Origin of the sequence: Amycolatopsis nigrescens CSC17Ta-90 (assembly GCF_000384315.1) — a bacterium.
Lineage (GTDB): Bacteria > Actinomycetota > Actinomycetes > Mycobacteriales > Pseudonocardiaceae > Amycolatopsis > Amycolatopsis nigrescens.
Genome location: NZ_ARVW01000001.1, coordinates 8,135,279 through 8,161,487, shown reverse-complemented (window position 1 = coordinate 8,161,487; position 26,209 = coordinate 8,135,279). Strand labels below are relative to the sequence as shown.

Sequence of the window (26,209 nt, the reverse complement as noted above, 5' to 3'; positions counted from 1 at the left end):
ACTACCCCCTCCGTACGCACTGACTTCCATAGTACGAACGGGGCTACCGCGCTTCGATGCCGCCGGCCGCGCGTCCCTGCTCCGGAATGGCGATCATCTGCTCGTCCGCCAGCACGAACCGGTTCCGCCCCGCCGCCTTGGCCCGGTAAGCGGCCGCGTCGGCGGCGCACAGCAGCGGGGTGAGGTCGGTGGCGGACTCGGGGTAGACGGCGCCACCGATGGACGCGGTCAGCCCGGTGATGGTCGTGGTGCCGATGGCCCCCGCCGTCCCGGCGACCGGCACCTCGACGGCGAGCTGGCCGATACCGGTCTTGACCCGGTTGGCGATGACGGTGAGCTCGGCTTCGGTGACGCCGGGCAGCAGCACCACGAACTCGTCACCGCCGTAGCGCCCGACGAAGTCGGAGGCGCGGACGTGCTCCCGGATGGCCTTGGCGACCGCGCGCAGTACCTCGTCGCCAGCCGGATGACCGTAACCGTCGTCGACACCCTTGAAGTGGTCGAGGTCGATCATCAGCACGCCGACGGTGGAGCCGAGACGTCGCGCCCTGGCGAGCTCCCGGCCGGCCAGCTCGGCCCAGAAAGAAGGGTCGAGCAGTGCGGTCTTGGCGTCGGTGCGGGCCGCGTTCTGGAACTGCGGCAGCAGCAGCCCGAGCTGAAGGGCGAGCGGGGTGACCATCAGCACCGGGAGCAGCCACGGCCGCTCGGTCACCACCAGCGCGATTCCGCAGCCGACGCCGACCGCGGCCAGCACGATCAGCACGTCCGACGGGTTGCCCAGCGCCGCCCGTCCCGGCTTGTCCGGGTTGGTCACGATGATCATCGCGACCACCAGCGCGTAGTTGATCGCGAAGTAGACGCCGCCCGCCAGTACCAGCACTCCGAGCCCGGCCGCGCCGTCGAGTCGCTCGATGTAGGGCGTGAACTGGTTGGACGTGCCCACGTACAGCAGCAGACCCGCGCCGGTGCAGGCCAGGATCACGGTCGCCGCGGAGAACACCTTGCGGTGCAGGATCGAGCGGCGGCGGTAGACCCGGAGCCACGAATGCGCGTAACTGATCGTGATCAGGACCGCCAGCAGCGGCGGCGGCAGGAGCAGCAGACCGGCGAAGATCCAGATGGATTGCAGGTGCATATGCGGCCTGCCCTCGGCGCCCAGTTCCCGGATCCGCTCGATGCCCCTGGCCGTTTCCAGGTGTGCGATTTCCGCGCCGACCAGCAGGGCGCACCAGATCAGCGACTGGGTCGTGATGGGTACCAGCGCGGCCGTCGCGGCGACGCAGACCAGTGCCGCGGCCACGACGGCGAGGAGATAGCACAGCACGGGCCGTGAAAGATTCCATAACGGCCAGTGACGCGGACCGATACCCGACTGTGGGTTGACAGTGCTGTTCAGCCGGGCAGGCCGCTTGGACAATCGCATTACGGACCCCCTGCCACCTGCATGGGATTCGTCACTGTAATCGGACACGCGCCGTGTGTCACTAGGCCACCTGGTCTACTGTGCGCTCACACAGCGTGTTGACGCCTGATGTCGAGGAGGCACTCCCATGTCGAAGAAGTCGTGCTCGCCGCGTACCGGCCGCCCCACCGATTGGGCACGTAGCAGCCAGCGCCCCACCGACTGGGCGCGCTCCTAACCGGCCTCCGCCGGGTCACCGCGGTACTGCGGTGACCCGGCGACCGGCGACTCGGACCGGCGCCAGGACCAGCCGGCCGCGGCCGCGGCGGCGGTGCCCAGCACGCCGGCCAGTGCCACCACCTGATGCGGCGGGATCCGTTCGGCCGCGACTCCGGCCAGCACCACGCCCAGGCCCTGGGAGACCCGCAACGCGGTGACCGCCAGCCCGAATGCCTGGCCGCGGCGGGCGTCCGGCACCGCCTGCACGAACAGGGTGGAGGCGGTCAGGTTGTAGGCGCTCGCGGCGCCGGAGCACACCCACACCACCATCGTCCAGGCCAGTCCTGGCCCGGTCGCGCACAGGATCAGCGCCGCGCAGGCCAGTATCGCCAGCGGCACCAGCAGCCTGGTCCGCCACCGAGCCGGCAGCCGCGCCAGCACCGCCATCCCGAGCACATTGCCCACCGCGTAGGCGGCCAGCAGTGCGCCCACCGCCATCGACCCGCCGCCGATCGCCGCCGCGTAGGGCGCGGCCACCGCCTCGCCCGCGATGTAGAACCCGGACACGCAGGCCAGCGCCACCAGTGCGCGCAACCGGCGGTCCGCCCAGACCAGCACCAGGCCGGACCGCACCTGCGCGCACCACGTGCCGGGAGTGGCCGTGTTCCCGCCGGGGCATCCCGGCGGCGGGCGGTGGCCGATCCCGTACCGCACCAGCAACGCGGACACCGCGAAACTGACCGCGTTGACCCCGAGCGCGCCCTGCGGGCCGAGCCCGGCCACGATCGCCCCGCCGGTGGCGAACCCGAGCACCTGCGCGAGCTGGGTGGTCATGGTGAACACTGCGGTCCCGACGACGAACCGTTCACCGGGCAACACCTGCGGCAGCAGCGCGGCCCGCGCCGCGCCCCAGGGGGCCGCGAGCAGCTGCACACCGACCAGCAGCACGCCGAGCAGCGGAAGCGGGGTCCCGGGCAACGCCATCACGGCCATCAGCAGCAGCCGGGCGCCGTCCGCGGCCACCATCACCGTGCGGCGGGGATGGCGATCGGCCAGCCCGGCCAGCAGCGGCCCGCCGAGCAGATCCGGCAGGAAGGTCAGCGCGTAGGTCAGCGCGGCCCAGCCCGGCGAACCGGTCCGGTCGAACACCAGGATCGACAGCGCGACCCTGGCCAGCTGATCACCGGCCACCGACACCAGCTGGGCGGCGAACAGCGCGCGGAACTCACCGACCGCGAAGACGTCGCGAAAGGTGACCGTGCCCGGCGAAGGGATCTCGGCCATGGCTGCCCCGCTCGTGCCGCTCTGTACTCGCGCGTACCCCGACTGTGACCACAAGTGTCATGGTCAATACTGATCGACATCAAGAGCTTGCAGTCGGTGACAGCGGGGGACGTGGGTCAGGCGCGTGAGCGGACCAGGGTCTCGATCCCGTCCAGGACCCTGGCCAGGCCGAACTCGAAGGCCTGATCTGGGGCGTATGCGGCGTTGTATGCCTCGCCGGCCGCGTTGCCGACTCGCGTGGAAAGCGGGTACGCGGCCTCGTCGATGACCTGCTCCAGGATCGGCAGGTGCGCCTCCCACCACTGGAGGTCGGTCATCCCGGTGCGCTGTTCGGCCTGCGCGGCCTCGATCGCGCCGCGGACCGCGCCGTTCACATAGCCGGTGATCAGGGTGAGTACGGCGTCCATCTCGAGGTCGGTGAGCCCGATGCCGTCCACCGCGCCGAGTTCGTACTCGTACTTCTTGACCTGGTTCGGGCCGAGGTTGGGCCTGCTGATCGCCACCTGGAGCAGCCAGGGGTGCCGGTGGTAGAGCGTGGCGTTCTCCCTGGCGATCTGCTCCAGCCTGCCGCGCCAGCCGCCCGGCACCTCTTCCGGTTCCGGGCGCGCGGTTTCCCCGTAGACCGCGTCGACCATCAGGTCGAGCAGCTCGGCCTTGCTCGGCACGTAGGTGTAGAGCGACATCGTGCTGACGCCGAGCTGCTCGGCCATCCGGCGCATGGACAGGGCGGCGAAGCCGTCCGCGTCCGCGAGCTTCACCGCGGTCGCGGTGATCTCGGGCACGGTCAGGCGGGCCTTGGGACCGCGGCTTGGCCGTTCCTGCAGGCCCCAGAGCAGTTCGAGGGTGCGTTTGGGGTCGCCGCTCCCGCTGTATTCGGTCATCGCGCCTCATTGTGCCGGTAACGAACTCTGTACGCCGTACGATACTGTGCTAGCGTACTCCCCGTACAGCGTACAAAGTTGGAAGGTGGGTTTGAACTTGACCAATGCGGTCGTGGCCGAAGGGCTGCGGAAGCGGTACGGCGACAAGGAAGCGGTCGCCGGGTTCGATCTGGTGGTGCCGGCCGGCACGGTCTGCGGACTGCTCGGCCCGAATGGTGCGGGCAAGACCACGGCGGTGCGGATCCTGTCCACCCTGCTCCGGTTCGACGGCGGGCGGGCCGAGGTCGCCGGGTTCGATGTGGCAGTCGAGGCCGCACAGGTGCGGCGGCGGATCGGGCTGGTCGGCCAGCACGCGGCGCTGGACGAGGTGCTCGGCGGGCGGCAGAACCTGATCATGTTCGGCAGGCTGTACCACCTGGGTGCGGCGGCCGCCGCCCGCCGGGCGGACGAGCTGCTCGAGCGGTTCGACCTCGCCGGCACCGGCAGGCTGCCGGTCAAGAGGTACTCGGGCGGGATGCGGCGACGGCTGGACCTGGCCGCGAGCATGATCCTCGCGCCGCGGGTGCTGTTCCTGGACGAACCGACCACCGGGCTCGATCCGCGCAGCCGCAACGAGGTCTGGCGGGCCGTTCGCTCCCTTGTGGACAGTGGCACCACGGTGCTGCTGACCACCCAGTACCTGGACGAGGCGGATCAGCTTGCCGGGCGGATCTCGGTAATCGACCACGGCAGGGTGATCGCCGAGGGGAGCCCGGACCAGCTCAAGTCCGAGCTCGGTGGGGACCGGCTGGACGTGGTCGCGGTGGACGCGTCCCGGCTCGCGGACGTGGCCGGCCTGCTCGCCGCGGTGACCGGCACCGAGCCGGCGATCCGCACCGATCTCCGGCTGGTCAGCGCGCCCGTCCGGGACAGGGTGCGCGCGCTGACCGAGGCGGTGCGGGCGCTGGACGACGCCGGTCTCGCGGTCGAGGACATCGCTCTACGCCGTCCCACCCTGGACGAGGTGTTCCTCCGGCTGACCGGGCACCGCACCGAGGAGACCGAGGAGGTAGCCGCTTGATGACCACCCTGACCGTGCCGGAGCACCGGCTCCGCTGGGCATTCGCCGACGGCTGGACGATCGCCAGGCGCGGCATCGCGCACTGGGCGCGCCAGCCGGCGCAGGTCGCGTTCGGCGTGATCTTCCCGATCGTGATGGTCCTGATGTTCGCCTACCTGTTCGGCGGCGCGATGACCGTGCCCGGCGGCGGGAGCTACCGCGAGTTCCTGCTGCCCGGCATGTTCGCGATGATCATGGTGTTCGGGGTGGGGGAGACGGTCACCGCGGTGACCGCCGACCTGGCCAAGGGCGTCACCGACCGGTTCCGGTCGATGCCGATGGCGGAGTCCGCGATGCTCACCGGTCGCTGCCTCGCCGACCTGCTGTACTCGGCGTTCGTGCTCGTCGTGGTGCTGCTGTTCGGATTGCTGGTCGGCTGGCAGCCGCACGGCGGTGCCGGCCGCACGCTGCTGGCGCTCGGGCTGCTGATGCTGCTGCGGTTCGCGCTGGTCTGGGTCGGGATCTACCTTGGCCTGGTGCTGAGCGGGCCGGAGGCGCTGCCGGTGGTGCAGACCGTCGAGTTCCCGCTGGGGTTCCTGGCGAACCTGTTCGTGGCACCGGCCACCATGCCGGCCGTGCTCGGCGTCGTCGCGGACTGGAACCCGCTGTCTTCCACCGTCTCCGCCGCCAGGGAGCTGTTCGGTAACCCCGGCTGGGGTGGAGAGTCCTGGATCGCCCAGCACGCGGTGCTGATGGCCGTGGTGTGGCCGTTGGCGCTGGTCGCGATCTTCCTGCCGCTGTCCCTGCGCCGCTACCGCCGGCTCGACCGATGACCAGGAGGAATTCCATGCCGCAAACCCAGGAACCCGTACCGCCGCGCTGGCTGAAGCCGATGAACAAGGTACTGCTCGGCCTGCAGCGCAGCGGGCTGGCGATGAAGGAACTGCACGTGCTCACCGTGGTCGGGCGCAAGAGCGGGAAACCGCGCAACACCCCGGTCTCGGTGTTCGAAGTGGACGACGGCCGCTATGTGGTCGGCGGCTTTCCCAACGCGGACTGGATCCGGAACGTCCGGGCGGCAGGCGAGGGAACGCTGACCTACGACCGCAAGAAGGAGCGGGTGCGGCTGGTCGAGCTGAGTGCCGATGAGGCTCGCCCGATCCTGCACGTCTTTCCCGCCGAGGTGCCGTCCGGTGTGGACATGATGAAGCAGGCCGGGCTGGTCGAAGAGGGCACCCCGGCGGAGTTCGAGGCACTGGCCGGTCGCTGCCCGGTGTTCCGCTTCGAGTCGCTGAACTGACGTCGTGAGTGGAAAGTGTTGCTCCGACAACACTTTCCACTCACGACCCCTACGGGCGGGTCCAGGCGGCTACGTAGTCGACCACCATCGGGCGGCCGGAAACCGTTGCGGCGACCGGGGTCGCCATCCCGGACTGGTTGTTCGGGAAGGCCCCGCCGATGGCCACGTTCAGGATGATGAAGTAGCCGGCGTGTGAGGTCATGTTGTTCCAGGTCTCCGCGTCCACCTGGTTCTGGCTGACCTGGTGGAACTGCTGGCCGTCCACGTACCAGCGGAACTGGTTCGGGCTGACCGAGCGGTCCCATTCAAACCCGTAGGTGTGGAACGCGGACTGGCAGGACTCGCCGGGGCAGGCCCGGTTCGCGGGGAGGCCGGTGGTCTCGTTGCACGGGCCGCCGGGGTTGACCCCGCAGTGCAGCACGCCCCACACTGAGTTGATCCCGTTGACGTTCTCCATGATGTCGAACTCGCCGATGGACGGCCAGTTCCACCAGTTGCCGCGGTAGGGCGAGCCGAGCATCCAGAACGCGGGCCAGTAGCCGAGCGCCTCCTGGCCGGTGACGTTCGGCATCTGGAGTCGCGACTCCACGCGCAGCACGCCGTTCTCCGGTGCCTTGAAGTCCTGCTTGTTCGTTTCGATCCTGGCCGAGGTCCAGGAGTCGCCGTTCTTGATCGGCGTGATCCGCAGGTTCCCGCCGCCGTCCACGCTGACGTTGGCCGGGTCGTCGGTGTGCGCGGCGATCTCGCCGGTGCCCCAGTTGTCCGGGCCGCCCGGGTAGCCGTGGCCGAGGCTGAACCGCCAGTTGTCACGGCTGGGCAAGGAGTTCGCGGCGCCGGCGAAGTCGTCCGCGAAGACCTGCGTCCACCCTGACGGTGGGGGAGGGACGTCGGCGCCGGCCGGACTGGTCAGTGGCACGAGCACGAGCACGGCGCCGGCCAAGCTGCCGAGCAGCCTGCGCCGGAACCGGGATTTGCGTGCGCTGGCAGGTAAAAGGGCAGGGTGGGACACGGGAAGGACCTCCTCGTTGAGGCCGGGTGCGAGCACCCGCCGGGTGGCGGCTGAAATTTGTTGTTCGCCACAACGAATAGCGGCCCTAGTAATTGGAAACTTCCCCACAGCCGATGTCAACGGCCGAACGGGCGTAGCGTCAGAATCAAGCCCTGCCGGGCGTCAGTTGGCGGGCAGCGCGGCGAGCAGTCGTTCCACCGAACGGCCCAGGTTCCACCGCTCGGCCAGTTCGGCCACCCGGTCCGGGTCAACGGGAGCGCTCGGCACCCGGTCGTCGCCGGACATCTTCACCGGGGCGTCCACCGCCACCCGCACGACCGTCGGCGCGACCGCGAGGTAGTCCGCGGCCTCGGCCAGCCTGGCCCTGGTCTTCACCGGCACCGAGGGTGACTCCGCACGCGCGGCGGTGAGCAGGCCGTCCAGCGAACCGAACTGGGTGATCAGCTTCGCGGCGGTCTTCTCACCGATCCCGGCCACCCCGGGCAGCCCGTCGGACGGGTCGCCGCGCAGGGCAGCCATGTCCGCGTAGGCGGAGCCCGCGCCCTCGACCGGCACCCCGTACTTCGCGGCGATCTCGGCCGGACCGAGCACCTCGGCCTTCGCCCAGCCCTTGCCCACGTAGATCACCGAGGCCGGGCTCGGCTCGGTGCGGACCAGCTGGAACAGGTCGCGGTCGCCGGTGATCACCTCCACCGGGTCGGTCTGCTCCCGCACGGCGAGCGCCCCGATCACGTCGTCGGCCTCGTAGCCGTCCGCCTCGGCGGTGGCGAGGCCGACCGCAGCCAGCAGGTCGAGGATGATCGGCACCTGCGGGGTGAGCGTGTCCGGCACCTCTTCGCCGTTGGACTCCTCATCCGCCACCCGGTGCGCCTTGTAGCTGGGCAGCAGGTCCACCCGGAACTTCGGCCGCCAGTCCGCATCCAGGCAGGCGACCAGCCGCGACGGCCGCCGATCGGTGAGGATCCTGGCGACCGTGTCGGCGAACCCGCGCACCGCGTTCACCGGGGTGCCGTCGGGCGCGGTCATCGACTCGGGCAGCGCGTGGAACGAGCGGAAGTAGAGGCTCGCGGAGTCAAGGAGGGCCAGCGGTGCGGTGGTCACCAGGACAGCCTGCCATGCGGAGCCCGGAAACGCGCCGAGGATCGGCGCGTGTAGCCGAGACTCCCTCCGGCTACGCTCGGGCACATGTCGCGCCGTTCCCTGCACACCCCAGCACCTGACGCCGCCAGCCTTCGTGCCCGCCTCGACCGCGCCCGCAAGGCGGCGGCCGACGCCGGCACCGACGCGCTGCTCATCGCACCCGGCTCGGACCTTCGCTATCTGATCGGGCAGGCCGGCGGCTCCTTCGAGCGGCTCACCACGCTGGTGGTGCCGGCCGGGGACGGGCCACCGGCGCTGGTCGTGCCCAAGCTCGAAGCGCCGGGCTACGCGGACGTGCCCGCCGACGACCTCGGCATCGACGTGCTCACCTGGGTGGACGGGGACGACCCGTACCGCTTGGTCGCCGACCGGCTCGGCAAGCCAGGCCGGGTGGCGGTCAGCGACTTCACCCCGGCCCTGCACGTGCTGGCGATGCGGACCGCGCTCGGTGCCGCCGAGCAGACCCTCGCCGGTCCGATCGTGCGGGAGCTGCGGATGCGCAAGGACGCCGCCGAGATCGAGGAGCTGCGCCAGGCCGGTGCCGCGATCGACCGGGTGCACGCCAGGATCGGCGAGTGGCTCCGCGCCGGGCGCACCGAGGCCGAGGTCGGCGCGGACGTCACCGCGGCGATCGAGGAAGAGGGCCACACGCACGCCGACTTCGTGATCATCGGCTCCGGGCCGAACGGCGCCAGCCCGCACCACGACGTGTCGGACCGGGTGATCGAGGCCGGTGACGTCGTGGTGGTGGACATCGGCGGCCCCCTGCCCGCTGGCTACAACTCCGACTCCACCCGCACCTACGCGGTCGGCGAGCCACGGGACGAGGACGTGGCCGAGACCTACGCGGTGCTGCAGCGCGCACAGGCGGCCGCGGTGCGGGCCGTGCGGCCCGGCGCGACCGCGGAGCGGATCGACGCGGCCGCCCGCGAGATCATCACCGAGGCGGGGTTCGGCGAGTACTTCATCCACCGCACCGGGCACGGCATCGGGCTGGACGTGCACGAGGAGCCCTACATCATCGCGGGCAACGAGCTGCCGCTGGAGGAGGGCATGGCGTTCAGCGTGGAGCCCGGCATCTACCAGTCCGGTCGGTGGGGCGCGCGGATCGAGGACATCGTGGTGGTCACCGCGGACGGTGTGGAACCGCTCAACAACCGGCCGCATGAGCTGATCGTGCTGGCCCCGTGAGCGCCGCCGCGCCACTGGAACCGCTCGACCAGGCCATCGCCAGGGAGCTCGCGGCCGACGGCAGGCGCAGCTTCACCGACCTCGCCGAGCGGGTCGGCCTTTCGGTGTCCGCGGTGCACCAGCGGGTCCGCCGGCTGGAGCAGCGCGGCGTGATCCGCGGCTACACCGCGCGGCTGGACACCGAGCAGATCGGCCTGCCGCTGACCGCCCTGATCTCGCTGACGCCGAACGACCCCGGCGCGCCGGACGACTACCCGCACCGGCTGGAGCACATCACCGAGATCGAGTCCTGCTACTCGGTGGCCGGGGACGAGTCGTACATCCTGCTGGTCCGGGTCGCGTCGCCGCTCGGCCTGGAGGATCTGCTGCGGCGGATCAGGGAGGCCGCGAAGGTGTCCACCCGGACGACCGTGGTGCTGTCCACGCCGTTCGAGGGCCGGTCGCCGACGCTCTAGTGCTGTGCGCTGGCACGGCGAGTAGTACGATAAAAGGTATGGCAACGCGTAAGGTGACACTTTCGCTGGATACGGCGGCACTGGACTACGCCGAACGGGCGGCCAAGGCACACGGAATCTCGGTGTCTTCGTGGCTGTCCAAGGCGGCTCGCCGGGAAGCGGTGCGCACCGGGTACCACCCGGCCCCGGCGAAGGCCGGGGCGTCAATCGAAGCACTGGCGGAGTCGGACGAGGCGGAGTTGGCGGCCGCGGAAGAGGACCTGCGTGCGCAGGGGTGAAGTCTGGACTTACCAGCCACCGACGCAGACCGCCAGGGAACGAACCGTACTGCTGCTGTCCTCGGACGGGGTGAACGACTCCGAACGGCCGTGGCTGCTGGGCACCGAGCTGCTCGACGTCGACCCGCAGGACATTCTCGGTGTCGCGGTGGACAGCCGGTACTGGGTGTCCACTTTGAACCTGACCAGGCTCTACCGCTCGTGGCTCAACGAGCGGGTCGCCGAGGTCGACCACGAGGTGCAGGAGCGCGTGGACATCGCACTGCGCGCCGCCCTCGATCTCTGACGCGGTCTCGCTAGCCGGCCGCGGCGGCTTCCTGCTCGCTGTCGTAGACGGCCCGCGCCTCGGTGATCGTGGTGCGATGCCGTTCGGCCCAGGACGTGAGCATGACCAGCGACTCGTGCAGTTCCTCGGCCATCGGGGTGAGCGAGTACTCCACCTTCGGCGGCACGGTCGGATAGACCTTGCGGTTGAGCAGGCCGTCGCGCTCCAGGTTGCGCAGGGTGAGGGTGAGCATGCGCCGGCTGATCGTCGGGATGGCGCGCTCCAGCTCGGTGAACCGGATCGGGCCGTGTGCGGCGGCGACCAGGATGCCGATGCTCCACTTCCCGCTGACCCGGTCGATCACTTCGGTGAGCGGGCAGGCGTCCTGGACTGCCTTCGCGGGTACACCGATGTTCCTCTGGGACATCAAAGTGCCTTCTTCCGTCCAAGCCAAGGGTCACCAAGAATGGCGTCTGTAACAAGTCGTGCACTTAGGAGACCATCGGTGACAACGAAAAGCAACGCCAAGCCCGGTTCCGGCCCCGGACCGAAGGCCCTCTCGGGAGACGACCTCGACGGGATCCTCGCCGCGCACCAGTTCGGTGTGCTGGCGTCGAACAAGCGCAACGGCCGTCCGCACCTGACCACCATGGCCTATGTCTGGGACCCGGCGGAGCGCGTGCTGCGGATCTCCACCACGGCAGACCGGGCGAAGGTCCGTCAGCTGCGCCGGGACCCGCGTGCCGCCCTACACGTCTCCGGCGGGGACTTCTGGTCGTTCGTGGTGGCGGAGGGCGAGGTGGAGCTGTCCGAGATCAGCACGACGCCCGGTGACGCCGCCGGCCGCGAGTTGCTGAAGCTGCGCCCGCCGTTCGACGACCCGGCGGAGGAGAACGCCTTTCTCGAGCAGATGGTCGCGGACCGGCGGCTGGTGATCCGGCTGCGGGTGGAGCGGACGTACGGCACGGCCCTCGACCTCGCCGGCTAGCGGCGGCCGGCGCTCATGGTGGCCGCGGGGTGCAGGTTTCCGTCCGCGCCGGAAAGGCAGGCCGAAGCGACGTCCACCGTGCCGAGGAACTCGGTCAGGCAGCGGCCGAACTGGACGTGCCCGGCGGCGTTGGGGTGAAAGGACTCCTGCAGTGCGTGGCTGGCGCGGTCCACCTTGGCCAGGTCGCTCAGCTGCAACCGCAGCCTGCTGAACCATTCGGTGCCCGGGTTCGCCCCGCCGCTGCAGGCCTCGTGCCCGTAGCCGGCCTTCGACAGGTCGAGGAACCGGGCGCCGGCCTGGGTCGCCGCGGCGCTCAGGCCCGTGGTGAGCTTCGGTACCGCGGAGTCCCGAACCCAGCGCAGGTCCTCGACGCGGAACGGGCAGGCGCTCAGGTTGCGCAGGTTCTCCGGTATGCCCGGGCCGATCGGCGCGGCGTAGGACTGCAGCACCAGTTGGTAGTCGCCGGGCTGGTAGCCGGCGTCCGCGAGCACCTTCTTCACGTCGCCCAGCGCGCTGACCACCTTCGGCACCATGGCGTCCACCTTGGCCTGCCAGTCGGCTTCGATCGCCGTGCTGCACGGCGGGCCGTTGCTGGAGAAGGACGCCTGGACGCAGCCGCCCACCAGGCCGGAGAAGTGCGGATCGTCGTTCGCGCCGACGGCGACCACCACGGCCGCGACCCGGTGATCACGGGTGAGCGCGCCCAGCCGCGCGGCCTGCGAAAGTTCGGTCCACTGCGCGGTTTCGCCGAGCGCCACCTGCCCCGACGGTGCCCCGGAACAGGCCAGGTTGATCTTCTGCTCGATGCCGGGCACGGCGGTCCGGAACACCGTCGCGTTCGGCGAGCGATGGCACCAATTTCCGTTGAGACCGTTGGTGTCCGGCGTGTAGTCGCCCGCACCTTCGCCGGAGAGCGTGCTGTCGCCGATCGAGACGATGGTCAGCGGGCCGGTGCCCGGTGGACCCGTCCGTCGGGGCGGTGGGCTGACGTCCGGGCCGGAGAAGACGAAGACCCCCACCAGGGCCACGACGAACAGCAGGGCGAACCCCCCGAGCCACCACCGATACCTTCGCATCAGTACCGAAGTCTACGGATCTCCGGCGGCGGACGGTCGATCGAGCAGCGCGGTGAGCACCCCGTCCAGCAGCCGGACCCGGCGATCGGCGATCCGGTGCACGTCAGCGTCGTGTGTCGCGATGATCACGGCCGCGCCTTCCTCCGCGCAGCGGCGCAGCAACCGCAGCACAGCCGGGCGGCTGCCGGCGTCGAGGTGCGCGGTCGGCTCGTCGGTCAGCAGCACCCTTGGCCGCCCGCTGACCGCCCTGGCCAGGGCCACCCGTTGCTGCTGGCCGAAGGAGACTTCGAGCGGGTAGCGATCCGCGAGCGCGGCCACGCCGAGATCGTCGAGCAGCTCGCTCACTCTGGCCAGGACCTCGGCTTCGGCCGGCCGCGGCCGGTCCGCCCGCAACCGCAATGGCAGCGCCACGTTCTCGGCCACGGTGAGCTCGTTGGCGAGCCCGAGGGACTGGGGGAGCACCGCGCAGGTGTGCCACGGCGGGATGGCCGCGAGCGGTTCGCCGTCGAGCCGCACGGTGCCGGCGTCCGGCGAGTCGAAGCCGCAGAGCAGCGCCAGCAACGCGCTCTTGCCGGAGCCGGACCGGCCGGAGACGGTGACCAGCTCCCCGCTGTGCACGCTGAGTTCCAAGCCGCGCAACACTTCCACGTCACCGCTCGGGTGCGCGAACCGGCGGCGCAACCCGGTCGCCTGCAGCGCGGGCTCGCTCATCAGAAGACTCCCCGGTGCACTGGGTTGTCCTCGATACCTGCCAGCCTGCCGCTGCGCAGCCTGGCCACCCTGGCGCCGAGGTCGATCAGCCGATCGTCGTGCGAGGCCACCAGCACGGCGAAGTCCTGGCCGACCAGGAAGCGCAGGGTGTCCAGCACCAGGTCGGCGGAGCGCTCGTCCAGCTGGGAGGTCGGCTCGTCGGCCAGTATCACCGAAGAACCGCGGGCCAGCGCGCAGCCGAACGCGAGCCGTTGCTGCTGCCCGCCGGACAACGCCGAGATCCGCCAGTCCCCGGTACCGCCGAGACCGAGCTGGTCCAGGATCTCCTCCGGCCGGCACTCGCGGCGGGCGGACTGCGCTGCCGCGCGCAGGTTCTGGCCGACGGTCAGGTAGTCGAGCAGGTTGTCCACCGGGTTCTGGAAGACCAGGCCGAGATGGTCCCGGCGCAGCGCGCGGCGTTCGGCGTGCCGCAGCGTGCCGGTGTCCCGGCCGCCGAACCGGATCTCGCCCCTGGCCGGCTGCTCGAACAGGGCGAGCACGCGCAGCAGGGTGGACTTCCCGGAACCGGACGGACCGGCCAGCACGGTCATCCCGCCGGCGGGCACGTCGAGCGTGATGTCGTGCACCGCGGTCACCGAACCGGCCGGCGTCTCGTAGTCCACGCCGACCCCTCGCAACTGGAAAACGCTAGCCACGCAACAACTCCGCGGTCCGGGCGGTGCGCACCGAGCGCACCGCGAGCCAACCGGCCAGCCCGACCACCACGATCCCGGTGAGCACCACCGAGAGCACGAACACGGCCGGGTTCGGCAGGTCCGAACGCGGCGCGAGCCAGGTCGCCGGGTCGAACCGGGGCACCGAGATACCGGCCGTCACCACCCCGCAGCCGACCCCGGCGAGCACCGCGAGCCCGGCCAGCGCGCCGAGTTCGATCAGGTGGCTGCCGAGCAGGGCCCGCGGTCGCATGCCCATCCGCAGCACCAGCGCGCCGGCCAGCGCGTTCTGCCGCCGGCGGACCTCGACCGCGACCAGCAGCGCGAGCACCGCCACCACACCGAGTACCGCACCGAGCACGATCACGAAGGAGAACGTCCACTCGACCACGAAGAACGGCAGCGCGTCCAACGCCGAGGCTTTGCTGACCTTGTTGGGCTGCACCAGTCCCGCCTTGCCCAGCGCGTCGGCCACCTGCTCCACCGACGAGCCGGACAGCACGCTCCACCTCGGCACCGCGGTCAGCTGCTCGGGGGTCAGCGCGTTGCGGGAGATGACGTAACCGGGTTTGGTGCCGATCATCGGGAACAGCGGCAGGTCCGCCACCGGGGACGCGTCCGGCAGCCTGGGCAACGCGGGGCTCTGCGCAGCGGTGTGGCCGATCCGCAGCGCCGGAATGGCGCCAGGGACCGGAGTGTCGAGCCGGTGCACGAGTTCGGCGGCCCGTTCGCGTGGCAGGTCGCCGAGCCAGGCGACGTCGGTGAAGGTCGCGGGGTCCACCACCAGCACCACGCTGCCGGTGCCGGTCAGCTCGCCGACCACGGTGCTGCTGTCGCGGATTTCGGCCGGCATGCCGATCGTGCCGGTGCCCAGGCTGTTCTCGGTGTCCACCCTGGTGTTCGCGCCGACGAAGATGCCGGACTTGCCGTCCAGCGCGGCGCGTTGCCCACCGGCGATGCCGCTGCCGGCGGCGAGCGTGCCGATGGCCAGCACGCCGATCACCAGCACCCCGGTGACCGGGGCCCGCGAACCGGCCAGCCGCCGGATGGCCAGTTGCAACGGCGGCCGCGACCAGAACTGGACGCGATGCGACGCGTGCAGCAGCAGCCACACCAGCCGGGCGGTGAGCAGCCCGGCGGTCAGCACCACGAAAACCGGGTAGGTCAGCGCGACCGGATCGACCTGGGGCAACGGGCTGCCCAGCCGGGCCGAGCCGCCGCCGGTGGCCAGCCTGCTCCAGCCGAACGCCGCGATCCCGGCGGTGACCAGCTCCCAGGGGAAGGCGCCGACCAGCCGCCAACCCTTGCGCCGTCGCCGTCCCCGGCCGAGCTGGAACTCCCGATGCGCCCGCACCGCGACCACGGAACCGAGCAGTACCAAGGAAAGCAGCAGCACGCCGCCGCCGGCCATGGTCCCGAGCAGTGGTGCGCCGTCGTCCACGACTCCGCCGGGGCCGTAGACGCCCAGCAGCATCCTGGCCAGCGCCATCCCGGCCACTCCGCCGAGCAGTACCGGCAGGCCGAGTTCGAGCACGGCCAGCCAGCCAAGCCCGGCCGGCCCGGTGCCGCGCGCGGAAAGCAGCCGGACCTGGGCGTACCGGCGCTGGTACCACTGCAGTGCCACGGTGCCGATCCCGGCGCAGCCGACCAGCACGCTGATCGCGGCCAGCGGCAGGATGGAGAACAGCACATTGCCCTGCGCCTGCTGGGCGATCTCCACCGAGCGCTGGAACGGGATGGCGCCGGTGACCGAGTCGGGCAGGCCCTGCGCGGCGAGGTCGGCCTGTACGTCGGCGATCAGCGCAGCGGACCGCTGCGCGCGGTCCTTGGCTTCGGCCAGCGAGCCCGGCGGCGGTTCGTAGAAGGTGATGCTGAGCCGGTCCAGCGCCGGCCTGCCGGACTGCCCCGGCGGCACTTCGATGGTGTTCACCGCACGGTCGAAGGTCTCCCGGTCGGTGGCGAAGAGCACCGACCCGGTCTCGGTGTCGATCAGCCGGTTCTGCACCGCCATGTCCTGCTGCGAGCACCACCACCGCGCCGGCGGGTCGTAGAGGTCCCGGTAGACACCGGTCACCGGCAGCGGCGCGCCGTTCACGCTGCCCTGCGAACCGACCTCGAACCGCTTGATGGACGCGAGGTCGTTGCCCATCCAGACACCCGGCTGCCGTGCGCCGCGCACCAGTTCGAGATGGTCGAGCCCGGGGTCACCGCGGTAGGCGAGCCGGATCCGGAAGATGTCGGTGCCGTCGAACTGGCTGCCGTACATCACCCGCGAGTAGAGGCCCAGCACGGCCTGGCCGAACCCGTGCTGGGCCGCGTGCCGCTGCACCGTGGAGCTCAGCGCCGGTGCCAGCTCGGCCGGTAGCTGCGACCGGCTGAACACCGGCCCGTAGCTGTCCGGGCAGACGGTGTCCGCCTGGTGGTCCAGCGCGGCCCCGCCGGCGGCGGAGGAGTGCAGCACCGCCGCGGTCGCCAGGAAACACGACAGCAGCGCGGTGATCGCCGCGACCACCATGGTCAGCGGGCTGGACAACGCGGCCCTCGGAGCTGCCCGCCACGGCAGTTGTCGCATGGCAGCGCACGCTACCGCCTGGCCGAGGCGAACGTGACTGCCTTTTCACATTCGTTCCCGTGCCGCCCCGGGAGGGGCCGCGGTGGCTAACGCCGCTCGGCCCACCACTTCTGCCCGGCTTCGGGCAGGGTCTGGATCGGGTCGTAGTACGGGTACTGGCGCAGCAGCGCCTCGGGATCGTTGTGCTCGATACCGGTTCGGTAGTTTTTGGTCCAGTAGGAGATGCCTTTTTCGCGGTTGTAGTCGGTGAGTTGGTGGACCCAGCGTTTGCCGACGTAGGGGACGTCGCAGACGATGCGGGGGGTGGCGTAGCCGGGGAGGTAGCCCATGATGGCGTGTTGGAGTTCTTGGGCTTCGTGGACGGCGACGCGCCAGTGTTCGGCGTTGGGGATCATGTCGCACATGTAGAAGTAGTAGGGCAGGATGCCTGCTTCGCCTTGGAGTGCGAAGCAGAGGTCGAGTAGTTGTGCGGGGGTGGCGTTGACGCCGCGCATGAGCACGCCTTGGTTGCGGACGTCACGGACACCGACGTCGAGCGCGGTGCGGGCGGCCTCGGCCACGAGCGGGGTGACGGACTGGGCGTGGTTGACGTGGGTGTGGATGGCCAGGTTCACCCCGCGCCGCTGTGCGGTGACGGCGACCCGTTCCAGACCTTCGACGATCTTGGGTTGCAGCCAGTGCTGAGGTAGCCCGGCGAGTGCCTTGGTGGCCAGCCGGACGTCGCGCACGGTTTCGATGTCCATCAGCCGCATCAGGAACGATTCGAGCTGGTGCCACGGCACGTTCGCGACGTCGCCACCGGAGACGACTACGTCGCGTACCCCGGGGGTGCGCTTGAGGTAGTCGATCATCGCGTCCTGGCGGTCCACCGGCTTGAGGGTCAGCTTGTGCTTGTCGATCTGGTCGGTGGAGTTGCCGACGAGGTCCATCCGGGTGCAGTGCCCGCAGTACTGGGGGCAGGTGGACAGCAGCTCGGCCAGCACCTTGGTCGGATACCGGTGAGTCAGCCCTTCGGCGACCCACATCTCGGCCTCGTGCAGCGAATCCCGCTCGGAATGCGGATGACTCGGCCACACCGGGTCGCGGTCGCTGCGCACCGGAAGCATGTACCGGCGGATGGGATCGGCGTAGAACGCCTCGGTCACCTTCTGCGGATCCGACCCCGCATCCGGCGCCATCGTGTTCACCATCTGCGGCGGCAACAACATCGACATCGTCGCCATCTCACGCTGATCCGCCACCAGATCCTCGTAGAACCGCTCCTCCAGCAAATCCCCCATCAACGCCCGCAACTGCTTGACGTTCCGCACACAGTGCACCCGCTGCCACTGCGCATCACGCCACTCCGCCTCGGTCACCTCCGACCAGCCGGGATAACGGCGCCAGTCGGGTTCCACCAGCTCGGTCCGGGTGTAGACGTAGGGCTGTTCGAAGGCGTCGGCGGTAGTGGCGGCAGGGGAAACAGCGTCCTGGGTCGCAGTCATCTGTGCTCCTCGTCGTCAGGAAGGCGTTAAAATATCCTGTCATATCGATGCTACGGCGTAAATCTTGTCGTCGCAGTGCTTTCCTGACACACTGCGCGCCCGCCCGTCGAGCCCGCCGGAGGCCAAGGCAGACTCGACGCCGTGAAGGAACGACCCACCACCACGCTCCTGCTGGGCGGCCGCATCCACACCCCGGCCTCGACCGACGCGACCGCGATGGCGGTCACCGACGGCACCGTGGTCTGGGTCGGCCAGGACGGCCCCGGCCGCGCGCTGCACGGGGACGCCGAGGTCGTCGAACTGGACGGTGCCTTCGTCGCGCCGGGGTTCGTGGACGCCCACGTGCACGCCACCGCCACCGGGTTGCACCTGACCGGCCTCGACCTCACCCGTACCGGCGACGCGGGCGAGCTGCTGGCCGAGGTCCGCGCCGCCGCCCGGCCCGGCGAGGTGCTCATCGCGCACGGTTGGGACGAGACGAACTGGTCCAGCCCGCGGCTGCCCAGCAGGGCCGAGCTGGACGAAGCCGCCGGGGGAGCGGCGGTCTACCTGAGCCGGGTCGACGTGCACTCGGCACTGGTCTCCAGCGCGCTGGTCGAACTCGCCCCGGCCGCCCGCGATGAGCCCGGCTGGTCCGCCGACGGGCCGTTGACCCGGGGCGCCCACCACCAGGTGCGCACCGCGGTCCGCCAGGCCGTCACCGCGGAACAGCGCCGACGCGCCCAGCGAGCCTTCCTGCGCACCGCCGCCGAGCGCGGCATCGTCAGCCTGCACGAGTGCGCCGGACCGGACATCTCCGGTGAGCAGGACCTGGCCGAGCTGCTCGCGCTGGCCGCCGAACTGGGCAATCCCGAGGTGATCGGCTACTGGGGTGAGCTGGGAGCGATCGACACCGCGCACCGGCTCGGCCTGCGCGGCCTGGCCGGTGACCTGTTCGTCGACGGCGCGCTCGGCTCCCACACCGCGGCGCTGCGCACGCCCTACGCGGACCGGCCCGACACCAGCGGCAGCCGCTACCTGGACGCCGACGCCATCGCTGAGCACCTCATCGCCTGCACCGAAGCCGGCCTGCAGGCGGGCTTCCACGTCATCGGCGACGCCGCGGCCGACGAGGTGGTCCAGGGCTTCAAGCTCGCCGAGAAGACGGTCGGCCAGCGCGCGCTCGCCGGCCGGGGGCACCGGCTGGAGCACCTCGAGATGGTGGACGCGGGCCAGGCGGCGGCACTGGCGAACTGGGCGGTCACAGCCTCGGTGCAACCCCAGTTCGACGCGGCATGGGGTGGCGAGCACGGAATGTACGCCGAACGCCTCAGCGCCGATCGCGCGGCTGGGCTCAACCCGTTCGCCGCACTGGCCGCGGCCGGGGTGCTGCTCGCCTTCGGCTCGGACAGCCCGGTCACTCCACTGGACCCGTGGGCCGGTGTCCGCGCCGCCGTGGGGCATCGCACCCCCGGCTCGGGACTGTCCGCACGAGCGGCCTTCAACGCGCACACCAGGGGCGGCCATCGCGCTGCCGGTATCGCGGACGGGATCACCGGCAGCCTGGTCCCCGGCGCTCCGGCGCACTACGCGATCTGGGCGGCCGACGAGCTGGTGCTGCCCCGATCGGACTCCCGCGTGCAGCGCTGGTCCACCGATCCGCGCTCCGGCGTGCCCTCGCTGCCGCCGCTGGACCCCGGCACCGAACTGCCGCGCTGCCTGCGCACCGTCCGGGCCGGACAGGTGATCTACGACCAGTTCACACCGTCCGCCTAAGGTAGGCCGCGTGACCACGACGGCTGCCGAGCCGGAATCGGCGGCGGCAGGACAATCCCGCGCCTGGCGCCCCTGGCTACTGAGGCTGCTGCTCGCCGCGATCTCCGGCTTCGTGCTCTTCCTGAGCTTCGCGCCGCGTCCGCTGTGGTGGCTGGCGCCGTTCGCGTTCGCCGGGCTCGGCCTCGCGTTGTACCGCCGCCGGTTCTGGGGTGGCTTCGGCTACGGGTTCGCTTTCGGCCTCGCGTTCTTCCTGCCGCTGCTGACCTGGCTGCGGGACTTCCTCGGCGCCGGCTTCGGACCGTGGCCCTGGCTCGGCCTCTCCGCCACCCTCGCGCTCTACCACGCGCTGGCGGGCGGCCTGATCACCTGGGTGGCCCGGCTGCCGGCCGCGCCGATCTGGATGGCGCTGCTGGTGATCGCGGCCGAAACCCCGCGCGCCTGGTTCCCGCTGGGCGGCTTCCCGTGGGGACGGGTCGGCTTCAGCCAGCCGGACGGCGCGTACCTGTCACTCGCCTCGATCGGCGGCGCCCCGCTCGTCGGTTTCGCCGTCGCACTGAGCGGGTTCGGGCTCGCTGCGCTGATCCTGCGGGCCCGCGAGCACGACCGGCGCGCGCTGCTCACTCCCGCCGCGGCCGCGCTGGTCCCGCTGCTGGCCGGGCTCGCGCTGTGGCCGTCCATCGGCACCGGCGCTCAGGACGGCAGTCGCACCGTGGCCGCAGTCCAGGGCAACTCACCGGACAGCGGGCTCAGCATGTTCGTCGAGGGCGCCGACCTGCGACGCACCCACCTGGCCGAGAGCCAGCGGCTGATCGGCGACATCCGGGCGGGCAAGGTGGCGAAACCGGACCTGGTCGTCTGGCCGGAGACGGCCACCGACGTGGACGGCGACGATCCCGCGATCGACCGGCTGGTCGCCGAGTTCGGCGTGTCGGCGCTGATCGGCGCGGTCTACGAACTGCCCGACGGCCGGGCGGAGAACGCGCTGGTCGCCTGGGACCCGAAGACCGGCCAGGGGCAGCGCTACACCAAACAGCAGCTGGTGCCCTTCGGCGAGTACGTGCCCAGCCGCGAGCTGGCGGAGCTGGTGACCCCGTTCGTCCGCAACATCGACGAACGCGTACAAGGCACCGGCGACCCGATCGCGTTGAACGTCGCGGGGACCAAGGTCGGCGCGATGATCTGCTACGAAGCCGCCTACGACTACCCCGCGCGGGACGCGGTGCTCGGTGGCGCCGAACTGCTCACCGCACCAACCAACAACGCCTGGTACGGCCGCAGCGAGATGAGCTACCAGCAGCTCTCGATGGCCAGGCTGCGCGCGGTCGAGCACAGCCGCGCGGTGGTCGTCTCGGCCACCAGCGGGGTCAGCGCGATCGTCCAGCCGGACGGCTCGGTGACGGCCTCGACCAGCCTGTTCACCGCTGCGTCGCTGGTCGGGCAAGTGCCGCTGCGCACGACGACTACGCTGTCGGATCAACTCGGTGCGTGGACCGAGTACGGCTTGGACGGTGCGGCACTGGCAGCGGTGCTGGCCGGACTCGTGTCGAGGGCACGGATCCGGCGCCGCGCCGAGCAGGAAATGGCAGTGGGGGAGAACCGCGCAGGCGGTTGAAAAGGGACACGGAGGAGACAGGGAATGGCGCAGGCGCCGCGGGGGGCACAGCCGATCGAGCCGGTGCTGGTGGTGATCCCGACCTACAACGAGCGCGAAAACCTGGGGCCGATCCTGCGCAGACTGCACGAGACGTTGCCGGAGGTGCACGCGCTGGTCGTCGACGACGGCAGCCCGGACGGCACCGGCGAGCTGGCGGACGAGCTGGCCGCGGCGGACGAGCGCGTGCACGTCATGCACCGGACCGAGAAGGCGGGCCTCGGTGCCGCCTACATCGCCGGCTTCCGCTGGGCGCTCGCCAAGGGCTACGCGACGCTGGTCGAAATGGACGCGGACGGCTCACATGCCCCGGAGGACCTGCCCCGGCTGCTGGACGCGCTGGGCGACGCCGACCTGGTCGTCGGCTCCCGCTACGTGCCGGGCGGCAGCGTGGTCAACTGGCCGAAGCGCCGGGAGATCCTGTCCAGGGGCGGCAACCTGTACTCCAGGATCGCCCTCGGCGTGCGGGTCAACGACATCACCGCGGGTTTCCGCGCGTATCGCCGTGAAGTGCTGGAGAAGCTGGCCTTGGACGAGGTGGCCTCGCACGGCTACTGCTTCCAGATCGACCTCACCTGGCGCACGGTGGACGCCGGGTTCAGCGTGGTCGAGGTGCCCATCACCTTCACCGAGCGCGAGATCGGCGAGTCCAAGATGAGCGGCTCGATCGTGCGGGAAGCGGTGATCCGGGTCGGCCACTGGGGCCTGCGCCGCCGCTGGGAACAGCTGCGCGGTCTGCTCGGCCGCTGATTTTCCTGGCGGATCCGGCTCTGGCTGTCGATCCGGCCGCGGGCCGTTCGTGTGGGGGATGAGAACCCGGCACGACGCCGGTGGAGACGCCAAGGAGGAGATTCCGATGAAGCAGTACTTGCTCAGCATCTACCAGCCGGATGGCGAAGCGCCCCCGCCCGAGATCCTGGACCCGATCATGCGGGACCTCGAAGCGGTGAACGACGAGCTTCGGGCGGCGGGCGCGTGGGTGTTCGCCGGCGGACTGCATCCGCCGAGCACGGCCACCGTGCTGCGCGCCAAGGACGATGACGTGCTCGTCACCGACGGCCCGTACGTCGAAGGCAAGGAGCACATCGGCGGGTTCACCGTCATCGCGGCACCCGATCTCGACGCCGCGCTCGAATGGGGCCGCAAGGTGGCGAAGGCGATCACCCTGCCGATCGAGGTGCGGCCGCTGCAGGATGGAAGCTGCGCTTGACCTCCTCCGGCACGCCGGAGATAGCGCGCGTGTTCCGTCAGGAGTACGGGCGCGCGGTGGCCGTCCTGGCCCGCGTCTTCGGTGACCTTGATGTCGCCGAGGAAGCGGTCCAGGAGGCCTTCACCACGGCCATGGCACGGTGGCCCGACGCGGGCCTGCCGCCCAGTCCAGCGGGCTGGATCATCACCACCGCCCGCAACCGGGCGCTCGACCGGCTCCGCCGGGAAGCCTCCCGCGAAGACCGGCACGCGCAAGCGGCCCTGCTGCACGCCCGCGAAGAACCAGCCGAGGAGGGTGCCGTGCGCGACGACCGGCTGCGGCTCATCTTCACCTGCTGCCACCCGGCGCTCGGTACCGGCGTCCGGGTGGCGCTCACGCTGCGGCTGCTCGGCGGGCTCGCCACCACCGAGATCGCACGGGCTTTCCTGGTGCCGGAGCCGACCATGGCCCAGCGCCTGGTGCGCGCCAAGGCCAAGATCCGCGACGCCGGGATTCCCTACCGGATCCCCGGCGACGCCGACCTCCCGGACCGGCTCCGGGCCGTGCTGGCCGTGCTCTACCTGATCTTCAACGAGGGCTACACGGCCAGCTCGGGCGACCGGCTCGTCCGCGAAGACCTGTGCGCGGAAGCGATCCGCCTCGGCCGGCTGCTCGCCGAGCTGATGCCCGACGAGCCCGAGGTCATCGGCCTGCTCGCGCTCATGCTGCTGATCGAGTCGCGCCGTCCGGCCCGCACCACCCCGGACGGCGCGCTGGTGCTGCTGGCCGACCAGGACCGGAACCGGTGGGATCGCGAGCTCATCACCGAAGGCCAGGCCCTCGTCCGGCGATGTCTCCGCCGCGATCAGCCCGGCCCTTACCAGATCCAGGCGGCGATCAACGCCGTGCACAGCGACGCACCGGACGCGGCCGCCACCGACTGGGCGCAGATCCGCCGGCTGTACGACCACCTCCAGGCCTTCACGGCGAGCCCGGTGGTGGCCCTCAACCGGGCGGTCGCGGTGGCCGAGGTCGAGGGGCCCGAGACCGCGCTCGCCCTCGTCGACGAACTTGGCCTGGAGAACTACCACCTGTTCCACGCGATCCGCGCGGACCTGCTCCGGCGCCTCGGTCGAACCGAAGAGGCCGCACAGGCTTATCAGGCGGCGTTGAACCGCACCGAAAACGCGGCCGAACGCGATCTGCTGCGGCAGCACCGCCAGGCGCTCAGTTGAGCATTCGCGATCGGTGAAAAGGGCATGAGAAAGGCCCCGTGGGGGGAGGACACGGGGCCTTTCTCAGTGGTGGGAGCGCGGGCTACCTAGGCCGAGCGGGTCCGTCGACCCTTGAGCTCGGCGAGACGTTCGTTCAGCAGATCCTCGAGCTCCGGAATGGAGCGCCGCTCCAGCAGCATGTCCCAATGCGTCCTCGGGGGCTTGACCTTCTTCTGCTCGGGCTGCCCGCCGTCGACGATCTCGGATTCGCTGCCGTGCAGACGGCACTCCCACACCGAAGGGATCTCGGCGTCGTCGGAGAAGGGGACCTCGAACTCGTGGTCCTTGGGACACGCGTACCGCACCGTGCGGCGCGGTGCGAGGTCGTGATTGCGGTCGGTCTCGTAGCTGACCGCTCCCAACCGGCTTCCACGGAGAACACGGTCGGCCATGATGGAGTCCTTTCAGTCGGCTCCGGGTAGAGCCTGGGCGATGCTCACCCTATGCAACGACAGCCGGGGATCAGGGATTCCCGGACCAGCATGTCGTCGCTCACGATGAGCTGCGTCACCGTCGTTGACAGCTTCCACCAATAGGAGACGATCTACGCCTCGACGTGACGCGGTTATGGGGTTCTTTCTGGGGATATCCCCCAGGTGGGCGATCGGGTGTCCGGTTCAGGTCAGCCGTAACTGACCGTGTCTGGGCGTAGACGGACCCAGATCTCCAAGCCGGAAGTGTCGGCGACACAATACTTGGTAACGCATAGTAGTCGTCTCGGCCTCCTTAGGTAATGAAGCTGAACTTTCAACGGTACCCGGTTCGGTGTCCGCCACCACGACCGTGTCACCGGCCCGTAACACCTCGCCGTCAAGCACCCTGGCGTTGAACCGGCCGGGCAGGCCGCACCAGCACAACACCTCGACCTGCACCGGCTGCAGCTCGTCCGCGAGCTCGAACAGCCGCTGCGCGCCGGGGAACAGCCGGCTGCGGAAGTCCGTGGCGATCCCGAAGCAGTAGACGTCGATCTGGACGTCGTCGGCCAGTTCGGCCAGTTGGTCCACCTGCCACGGCAGGAGGAACTGCGCCTCGTCCACGATCAGGTAGTCCACGTGCCGCCCACTGGCCCACCGGTTCCGGACCAGCAGCCGCAGGTCGGTGTCATGGCCGACCTCGATGGCCTGCCTGGTGATGCCGATCCGGCTGCTGATCTGCGCGGTGCCGGACCGGTCGTGCCGGACCAGCAGCAGGCCCTGCCTGCCCTGACGGGCGTGGTTGTGGTCGATCTGCAACGCCAGCGTCGACTTCCCGCAGTCCATCGGGCCGTAGCAGAACTTGAGCTTGCCGACGACCGGAGTGCCACGTCTCGAACCGGCCGCGGGGACCGAAGAAAGGGCGTCGGTCGGGTCGAGTTGGCTGTCGCCGAGCAAGGTCACGACAGACGACCCTATCTGGCATGCCGCCTACAACATTGGGCCGGTTCCGCAAATGGCCGGCCCGCGCGACCGCTCACCCGGATAGGGGAGGGTAAGCAAAACTTTCTCTTAAATGCCCGAATTGAGCCACGCCACAAAAATTAGTCACCGACCTCGGGCGTGTCGTAAACCAACGCGAGAGTTGTTTCATGTGATGCTGGAGTTTGCGCTGTGACTCTTGTGGTTAATGGGGCGGTTATTTACTGTGCACTCATGCGGAAGGACCGGCTCGGCGCCACCACCAGGGCATTCGTCAGAGTTTTGCTCATCGGTATCGCTGCCATGGGAGTGCAGATCGTGCTGAGCGGAACGGCGGCCGCAGACCCGCCGTCCAGCGCATGGGCGAAGCTGCGGATGTGCGAGTCGAGCGGCCGGTACAACATCAACACCGGCAACGGCTACTACGGCGCCTACCAGTTCAACCTGGCGACCTGGCAGAGCGTCGGCGGCGCCGGCAGGCCGGACCAGGCGAGCCCGCACGAGCAGGACTACCGCGCGCTCTACCTGTACCGGATGCGGGGCTGGCAGCCGTGGGAGTGCGCCGGCAAGCTGCGGCTGACCGACGACAGCGACGCACGCAGCAAGCGCAAGCCGACCTACCAGGAGGCGGCCTACATCGGCGGCGGAGGCACCCCCGCACCCACGCCGCCCCCGAAGCCGGCCCCGGTCCCGCCGCCGGGCGCGAAGCCAGCGTGGCCCGGTGTGGTCTACGCCTACGGCGACTGCGCTCCCGCGCTCAAGGCCTTCCAGCTGCGAATGAACGCGTTCGGCTACGGCTTCAGCGGCACCGGCTGCTACTACGAGAAGACCAAGCAGGCGGTACTCGACCTGCAACGGGCGAACGGCATCAACGACTCCGGCAGGCTCGGACCGAAGACCTGGACCGCGGCTTGGGAGGGCAAGCCGCCGCGCTGAGGC

General features: G+C 70.4%; 27 protein-coding genes. 14 read left to right on the top strand and 13 right to left on the bottom strand.

Annotated elements, in window-relative coordinates; all coding sequences use genetic code 11:
* Positions 1–43 precede the first annotated feature (43 nt).
* The 3 genes from AMYNI_RS46450 to AMYNI_RS0138605 all read right to left on the bottom strand — a co-directional run bounded on the left by AMYNI_RS46450 (position 44) and on the right by AMYNI_RS0138605 (position 3,786).
* Positions 44–1,324, bottom strand: coding sequence for a GGDEF domain-containing protein (locus AMYNI_RS46450; RefSeq protein ID WP_020673483.1), 1,281 nt, complete (start codon positions 1,322–1,324; stop codon positions 44–46).
* 312 nt (positions 1,325–1,636) lie between these two features.
* Positions 1,637–2,905, bottom strand: a complete 1,269-nt coding sequence (locus AMYNI_RS0138610; protein ID WP_020673482.1) for an MFS transporter — start codon at positions 2,903–2,905, stop codon at positions 1,637–1,639.
* A 116-nt stretch (positions 2,906–3,021) separates the two neighbouring features.
* A complete protein-coding gene (locus tag AMYNI_RS0138605) occupies positions 3,022–3,786 on the bottom strand; it encodes a TetR/AcrR family transcriptional regulator (protein WP_020673481.1) in 765 nt (254 codons plus the stop codon).
* Positions 3,787–3,883: 97 nt separating this feature from the next.
* Here AMYNI_RS0138605 and AMYNI_RS0138600 point away from each other — a divergent pair, with 97 nt between their 5' ends.
* Genes AMYNI_RS0138600 through AMYNI_RS0138590 form a run of 3 tightly spaced genes read left to right on the top strand, consistent with a single transcriptional unit; the run spans position 3,884 to position 6,125 of the window.
* Positions 3,884–4,846 carry an ATP-binding cassette domain-containing protein gene (locus tag AMYNI_RS0138600; RefSeq protein WP_020673480.1) on the top strand — a complete coding sequence of 321 codons (963 nt, stop codon included), beginning with the start codon at positions 3,884–3,886 and terminating at the stop codon, positions 4,844–4,846.
* A complete protein-coding gene (locus AMYNI_RS0138595; RefSeq protein WP_020673479.1) occupies positions 4,846–5,658 on the top strand; it encodes an ABC transporter permease in 813 nt (270 codons plus the stop codon). Before AMYNI_RS0138600 ends, AMYNI_RS0138595 begins: the two co-directional genes overlap by 1 nt.
* A gap of 14 nt (positions 5,659–5,672) precedes the next feature.
* On the top strand, positions 5,673–6,125 hold the full coding sequence (locus AMYNI_RS0138590; protein ID WP_020673478.1) for a nitroreductase family deazaflavin-dependent oxidoreductase: 453 nt from the start codon (positions 5,673–5,675) through the stop codon (positions 6,123–6,125).
* A gap of 49 nt (positions 6,126–6,174) precedes the next feature.
* On the opposite strand, the gene AMYNI_RS0138585 is transcribed toward AMYNI_RS0138590, so the two are convergent.
* Complete coding sequence (locus AMYNI_RS0138585; protein WP_051116630.1) at positions 6,175–7,134, bottom strand: glycoside hydrolase family 16 protein; 960 nt, start codon at positions 7,132–7,134, stop codon at positions 6,175–6,177.
* Between the two features lie 162 nt (positions 7,135–7,296).
* On the bottom strand, positions 7,297–8,235 hold the full coding sequence (locus AMYNI_RS0138580; RefSeq protein WP_020673476.1) for a 5'-3' exonuclease: 939 nt from the start codon (positions 8,233–8,235) through the stop codon (positions 7,297–7,299).
* 84 nt (positions 8,236–8,319) lie between these two features.
* Here AMYNI_RS0138580 and AMYNI_RS0138575 point away from each other — a divergent pair, with 84 nt between their 5' ends.
* Genes AMYNI_RS0138575 through AMYNI_RS0138560 form a run of 4 tightly spaced genes read left to right on the top strand, consistent with a single transcriptional unit; the run spans position 8,320 to position 10,484 of the window.
* On the top strand, positions 8,320–9,465 hold the full coding sequence (locus tag AMYNI_RS0138575) for a M24 family metallopeptidase (RefSeq protein WP_020673475.1): 1,146 nt from the start codon (positions 8,320–8,322) through the stop codon (positions 9,463–9,465).
* Positions 9,462–9,920 (top strand): Lrp/AsnC family transcriptional regulator, encoded by a 459-nt coding sequence (locus AMYNI_RS0138570; RefSeq protein WP_020673474.1) that lies wholly within the window; start codon positions 9,462–9,464, stop codon positions 9,918–9,920. Before AMYNI_RS0138575 ends, AMYNI_RS0138570 begins: the two co-directional genes overlap by 4 nt.
* Positions 9,921–9,958: 38 nt before the next feature.
* Positions 9,959–10,198: a hypothetical protein gene (locus AMYNI_RS0138565; RefSeq protein ID WP_026361457.1), complete on the top strand. Its 240-nt coding sequence runs from the start codon at positions 9,959–9,961 to the stop codon at positions 10,196–10,198.
* On the top strand, positions 10,185–10,484 hold the full coding sequence (locus tag AMYNI_RS0138560; RefSeq protein WP_020673472.1) for a hypothetical protein: 300 nt from the start codon (positions 10,185–10,187) through the stop codon (positions 10,482–10,484). The genes AMYNI_RS0138565 and AMYNI_RS0138560 overlap by 14 nt, the downstream gene beginning before the upstream one ends.
* 10 nt (positions 10,485–10,494) lie before the next feature.
* Here AMYNI_RS0138560 and AMYNI_RS0138555 read toward each other — a convergent pair whose 3' ends face one another.
* Complete coding sequence (locus AMYNI_RS0138555) at positions 10,495–10,890, bottom strand: winged helix-turn-helix transcriptional regulator (RefSeq protein ID WP_020673471.1); 396 nt, start codon at positions 10,888–10,890, stop codon at positions 10,495–10,497.
* Positions 10,891–10,968: 78 nt separating this feature from the next.
* Here AMYNI_RS0138555 and AMYNI_RS0138550 point away from each other — a divergent pair, with 78 nt between their 5' ends.
* Positions 10,969–11,451, top strand: coding sequence for a PPOX class F420-dependent oxidoreductase (locus AMYNI_RS0138550; protein ID WP_020673470.1), 483 nt, complete (start codon positions 10,969–10,971; stop codon positions 11,449–11,451).
* Here the strand turns inward: AMYNI_RS0138550 and AMYNI_RS0138545 are convergent.
* The 5 genes from AMYNI_RS0138545 to AMYNI_RS0138525 form a co-directional block, all read right to left on the bottom strand.
* Positions 11,448–12,527 (bottom strand): GDSL-type esterase/lipase family protein, encoded by a 1,080-nt coding sequence (locus AMYNI_RS0138545; RefSeq protein ID WP_020673469.1) that lies wholly within the window; start codon positions 12,525–12,527, stop codon positions 11,448–11,450. The genes AMYNI_RS0138550 and AMYNI_RS0138545 overlap by 4 nt on opposite strands.
* 12 nt (positions 12,528–12,539) lie before the next feature.
* Positions 12,540–13,238 carry an ABC transporter ATP-binding protein gene (locus AMYNI_RS0138540; protein ID WP_020673468.1) on the bottom strand — a complete coding sequence of 233 codons (699 nt, stop codon included), beginning with the start codon at positions 13,236–13,238 and terminating at the stop codon, positions 12,540–12,542.
* Entirely contained in the window at positions 13,238–13,933 is a 696-nt protein-coding gene (locus AMYNI_RS0138535) for an ABC transporter ATP-binding protein (protein ID WP_026361456.1), read from the bottom strand. The genes AMYNI_RS0138540 and AMYNI_RS0138535 overlap by 1 nt, the downstream gene beginning before the upstream one ends.
* Complete coding sequence (locus tag AMYNI_RS0138530; RefSeq protein WP_040406230.1) at positions 13,926–16,523, bottom strand: permease; 2,598 nt, start codon at positions 16,521–16,523, stop codon at positions 13,926–13,928. The genes AMYNI_RS0138535 and AMYNI_RS0138530 overlap by 8 nt, the downstream gene beginning before the upstream one ends.
* A gap of 86 nt (positions 16,524–16,609) precedes the next feature.
* Positions 16,610–18,007 (bottom strand): KamA family radical SAM protein, encoded by a 1,398-nt coding sequence (locus AMYNI_RS0138525; protein ID WP_020673465.1) that lies wholly within the window; start codon positions 18,005–18,007, stop codon positions 16,610–16,612.
* A gap of 141 nt (positions 18,008–18,148) precedes the next feature.
* Here AMYNI_RS0138525 and AMYNI_RS0138515 point away from each other — a divergent pair, with 141 nt between their 5' ends.
* The 5 genes from AMYNI_RS0138515 (at position 18,149) to AMYNI_RS0138495 (ending at position 23,837) form a co-directional block, all read left to right on the top strand.
* Complete coding sequence (locus AMYNI_RS0138515; RefSeq protein ID WP_020673464.1) at positions 18,149–19,762, top strand: amidohydrolase; 1,614 nt, start codon at positions 18,149–18,151, stop codon at positions 19,760–19,762.
* Positions 19,763–19,772: 10 nt separating this feature from the next.
* The gene (gene lnt / locus AMYNI_RS0138510; protein ID WP_020673463.1) at positions 19,773–21,374 is read left to right on the top strand and encodes an apolipoprotein N-acyltransferase; all 1,602 of its coding nucleotides are present in this window, start codon (positions 19,773–19,775) and stop codon (positions 21,372–21,374) included.
* Positions 21,375–21,398: 24 nt separating this feature from the next.
* The gene (locus AMYNI_RS0138505; RefSeq protein WP_020673462.1) at positions 21,399–22,163 is read left to right on the top strand and encodes a polyprenol monophosphomannose synthase; all 765 of its coding nucleotides are present in this window, start codon (positions 21,399–21,401) and stop codon (positions 22,161–22,163) included.
* A 106-nt stretch (positions 22,164–22,269) separates the two neighbouring features.
* Positions 22,270–22,623 (top strand): YciI family protein, encoded by a 354-nt coding sequence (locus AMYNI_RS0138500; protein WP_026361454.1) that lies wholly within the window; start codon positions 22,270–22,272, stop codon positions 22,621–22,623.
* Positions 22,620–23,837, top strand: coding sequence for an RNA polymerase sigma factor (locus AMYNI_RS0138495; protein WP_020673460.1), 1,218 nt, complete (start codon positions 22,620–22,622; stop codon positions 23,835–23,837). The genes AMYNI_RS0138500 and AMYNI_RS0138495 overlap by 4 nt, the downstream gene beginning before the upstream one ends.
* 86 nt (positions 23,838–23,923) lie before the next feature.
* On the opposite strand, the gene AMYNI_RS0138490 is transcribed toward AMYNI_RS0138495, so the two are convergent.
* Together AMYNI_RS0138490 and AMYNI_RS0138485 are read right to left on the bottom strand one after the other, a co-directional pair.
* Complete coding sequence (locus AMYNI_RS0138490) at positions 23,924–24,268, bottom strand: RNA polymerase-binding protein RbpA (RefSeq protein ID WP_026361453.1); 345 nt, start codon at positions 24,266–24,268, stop codon at positions 23,924–23,926.
* Between the two features lie 225 nt (positions 24,269–24,493).
* A complete protein-coding gene (locus AMYNI_RS0138485) occupies positions 24,494–25,252 on the bottom strand; it encodes a thymidine kinase (protein WP_020673458.1) in 759 nt (252 codons plus the stop codon).
* Between the two features lie 252 nt (positions 25,253–25,504).
* Here AMYNI_RS0138485 and AMYNI_RS0138480 point away from each other — a divergent pair, with 252 nt between their 5' ends.
* Positions 25,505–26,206, top strand: coding sequence for a transglycosylase family protein (locus tag AMYNI_RS0138480; protein WP_020673457.1), 702 nt, complete (start codon positions 25,505–25,507; stop codon positions 26,204–26,206).
* Positions 26,207–26,209 lie beyond the last annotated feature (3 nt).

What these genes read in the sequence shown, in the direction of transcription:
- AMYNI_RS0138610 (WP_020673482.1), bottom strand. Translation starts at nt 2,905, where the DNA reads ATGGCCGAGATCCCTTCGCCGGGCACGGTCACCTTTCGCGACGTCTTC.
- AMYNI_RS0138605 (WP_020673481.1), bottom strand. Translation starts at nt 3,786, where the DNA reads ATGACCGAATACAGCGGGAGCGGCGACCCCAAACGCACCCTCGAACTG.
- AMYNI_RS0138595 (WP_020673479.1), top strand. Translation starts at nt 4,846, where the DNA reads ATGACCACCCTGACCGTGCCGGAGCACCGGCTCCGCTGGGCATTCGCC.
- AMYNI_RS0138590 (WP_020673478.1), top strand. Translation starts at nt 5,673, where the DNA reads ATGCCGCAAACCCAGGAACCCGTACCGCCGCGCTGGCTGAAGCCGATG.
- AMYNI_RS0138575 (WP_020673475.1), top strand. Translation starts at nt 8,320, where the DNA reads ATGTCGCGCCGTTCCCTGCACACCCCAGCACCTGACGCCGCCAGCCTT.
- AMYNI_RS0138565 (WP_026361457.1), top strand. Translation starts at nt 9,959, where the DNA reads ATGGCAACGCGTAAGGTGACACTTTCGCTGGATACGGCGGCACTGGAC.
- AMYNI_RS0138555 (WP_020673471.1), bottom strand. Translation starts at nt 10,890, where the DNA reads ATGTCCCAGAGGAACATCGGTGTACCCGCGAAGGCAGTCCAGGACGCC.
- AMYNI_RS0138545 (WP_020673469.1), bottom strand. Translation starts at nt 12,527, where the DNA reads ATGCGAAGGTATCGGTGGTGGCTCGGGGGGTTCGCCCTGCTGTTCGTC.
- AMYNI_RS0138540 (WP_020673468.1), bottom strand. Translation starts at nt 13,238, where the DNA reads ATGAGCGAGCCCGCGCTGCAGGCGACCGGGTTGCGCCGCCGGTTCGCG.
- AMYNI_RS0138530 (WP_040406230.1), bottom strand. Translation starts at nt 16,523, where the DNA reads ATGCGACAACTGCCGTGGCGGGCAGCTCCGAGGGCCGCGTTGTCCAGC.
- AMYNI_RS0138525 (WP_020673465.1), bottom strand. Translation starts at nt 18,007, where the DNA reads ATGACTGCGACCCAGGACGCTGTTTCCCCTGCCGCCACTACCGCCGAC.
- AMYNI_RS0138505 (WP_020673462.1), top strand. Translation starts at nt 21,399, where the DNA reads ATGGCGCAGGCGCCGCGGGGGGCACAGCCGATCGAGCCGGTGCTGGTG.
- AMYNI_RS0138500 (WP_026361454.1), top strand. Translation starts at nt 22,270, where the DNA reads ATGAAGCAGTACTTGCTCAGCATCTACCAGCCGGATGGCGAAGCGCCC.
- AMYNI_RS0138490 (WP_026361453.1), bottom strand. Translation starts at nt 24,268, where the DNA reads ATGGCCGACCGTGTTCTCCGTGGAAGCCGGTTGGGAGCGGTCAGCTAC.
- AMYNI_RS0138480 (WP_020673457.1), top strand. Translation starts at nt 25,505, where the DNA reads ATGCGGAAGGACCGGCTCGGCGCCACCACCAGGGCATTCGTCAGAGTT.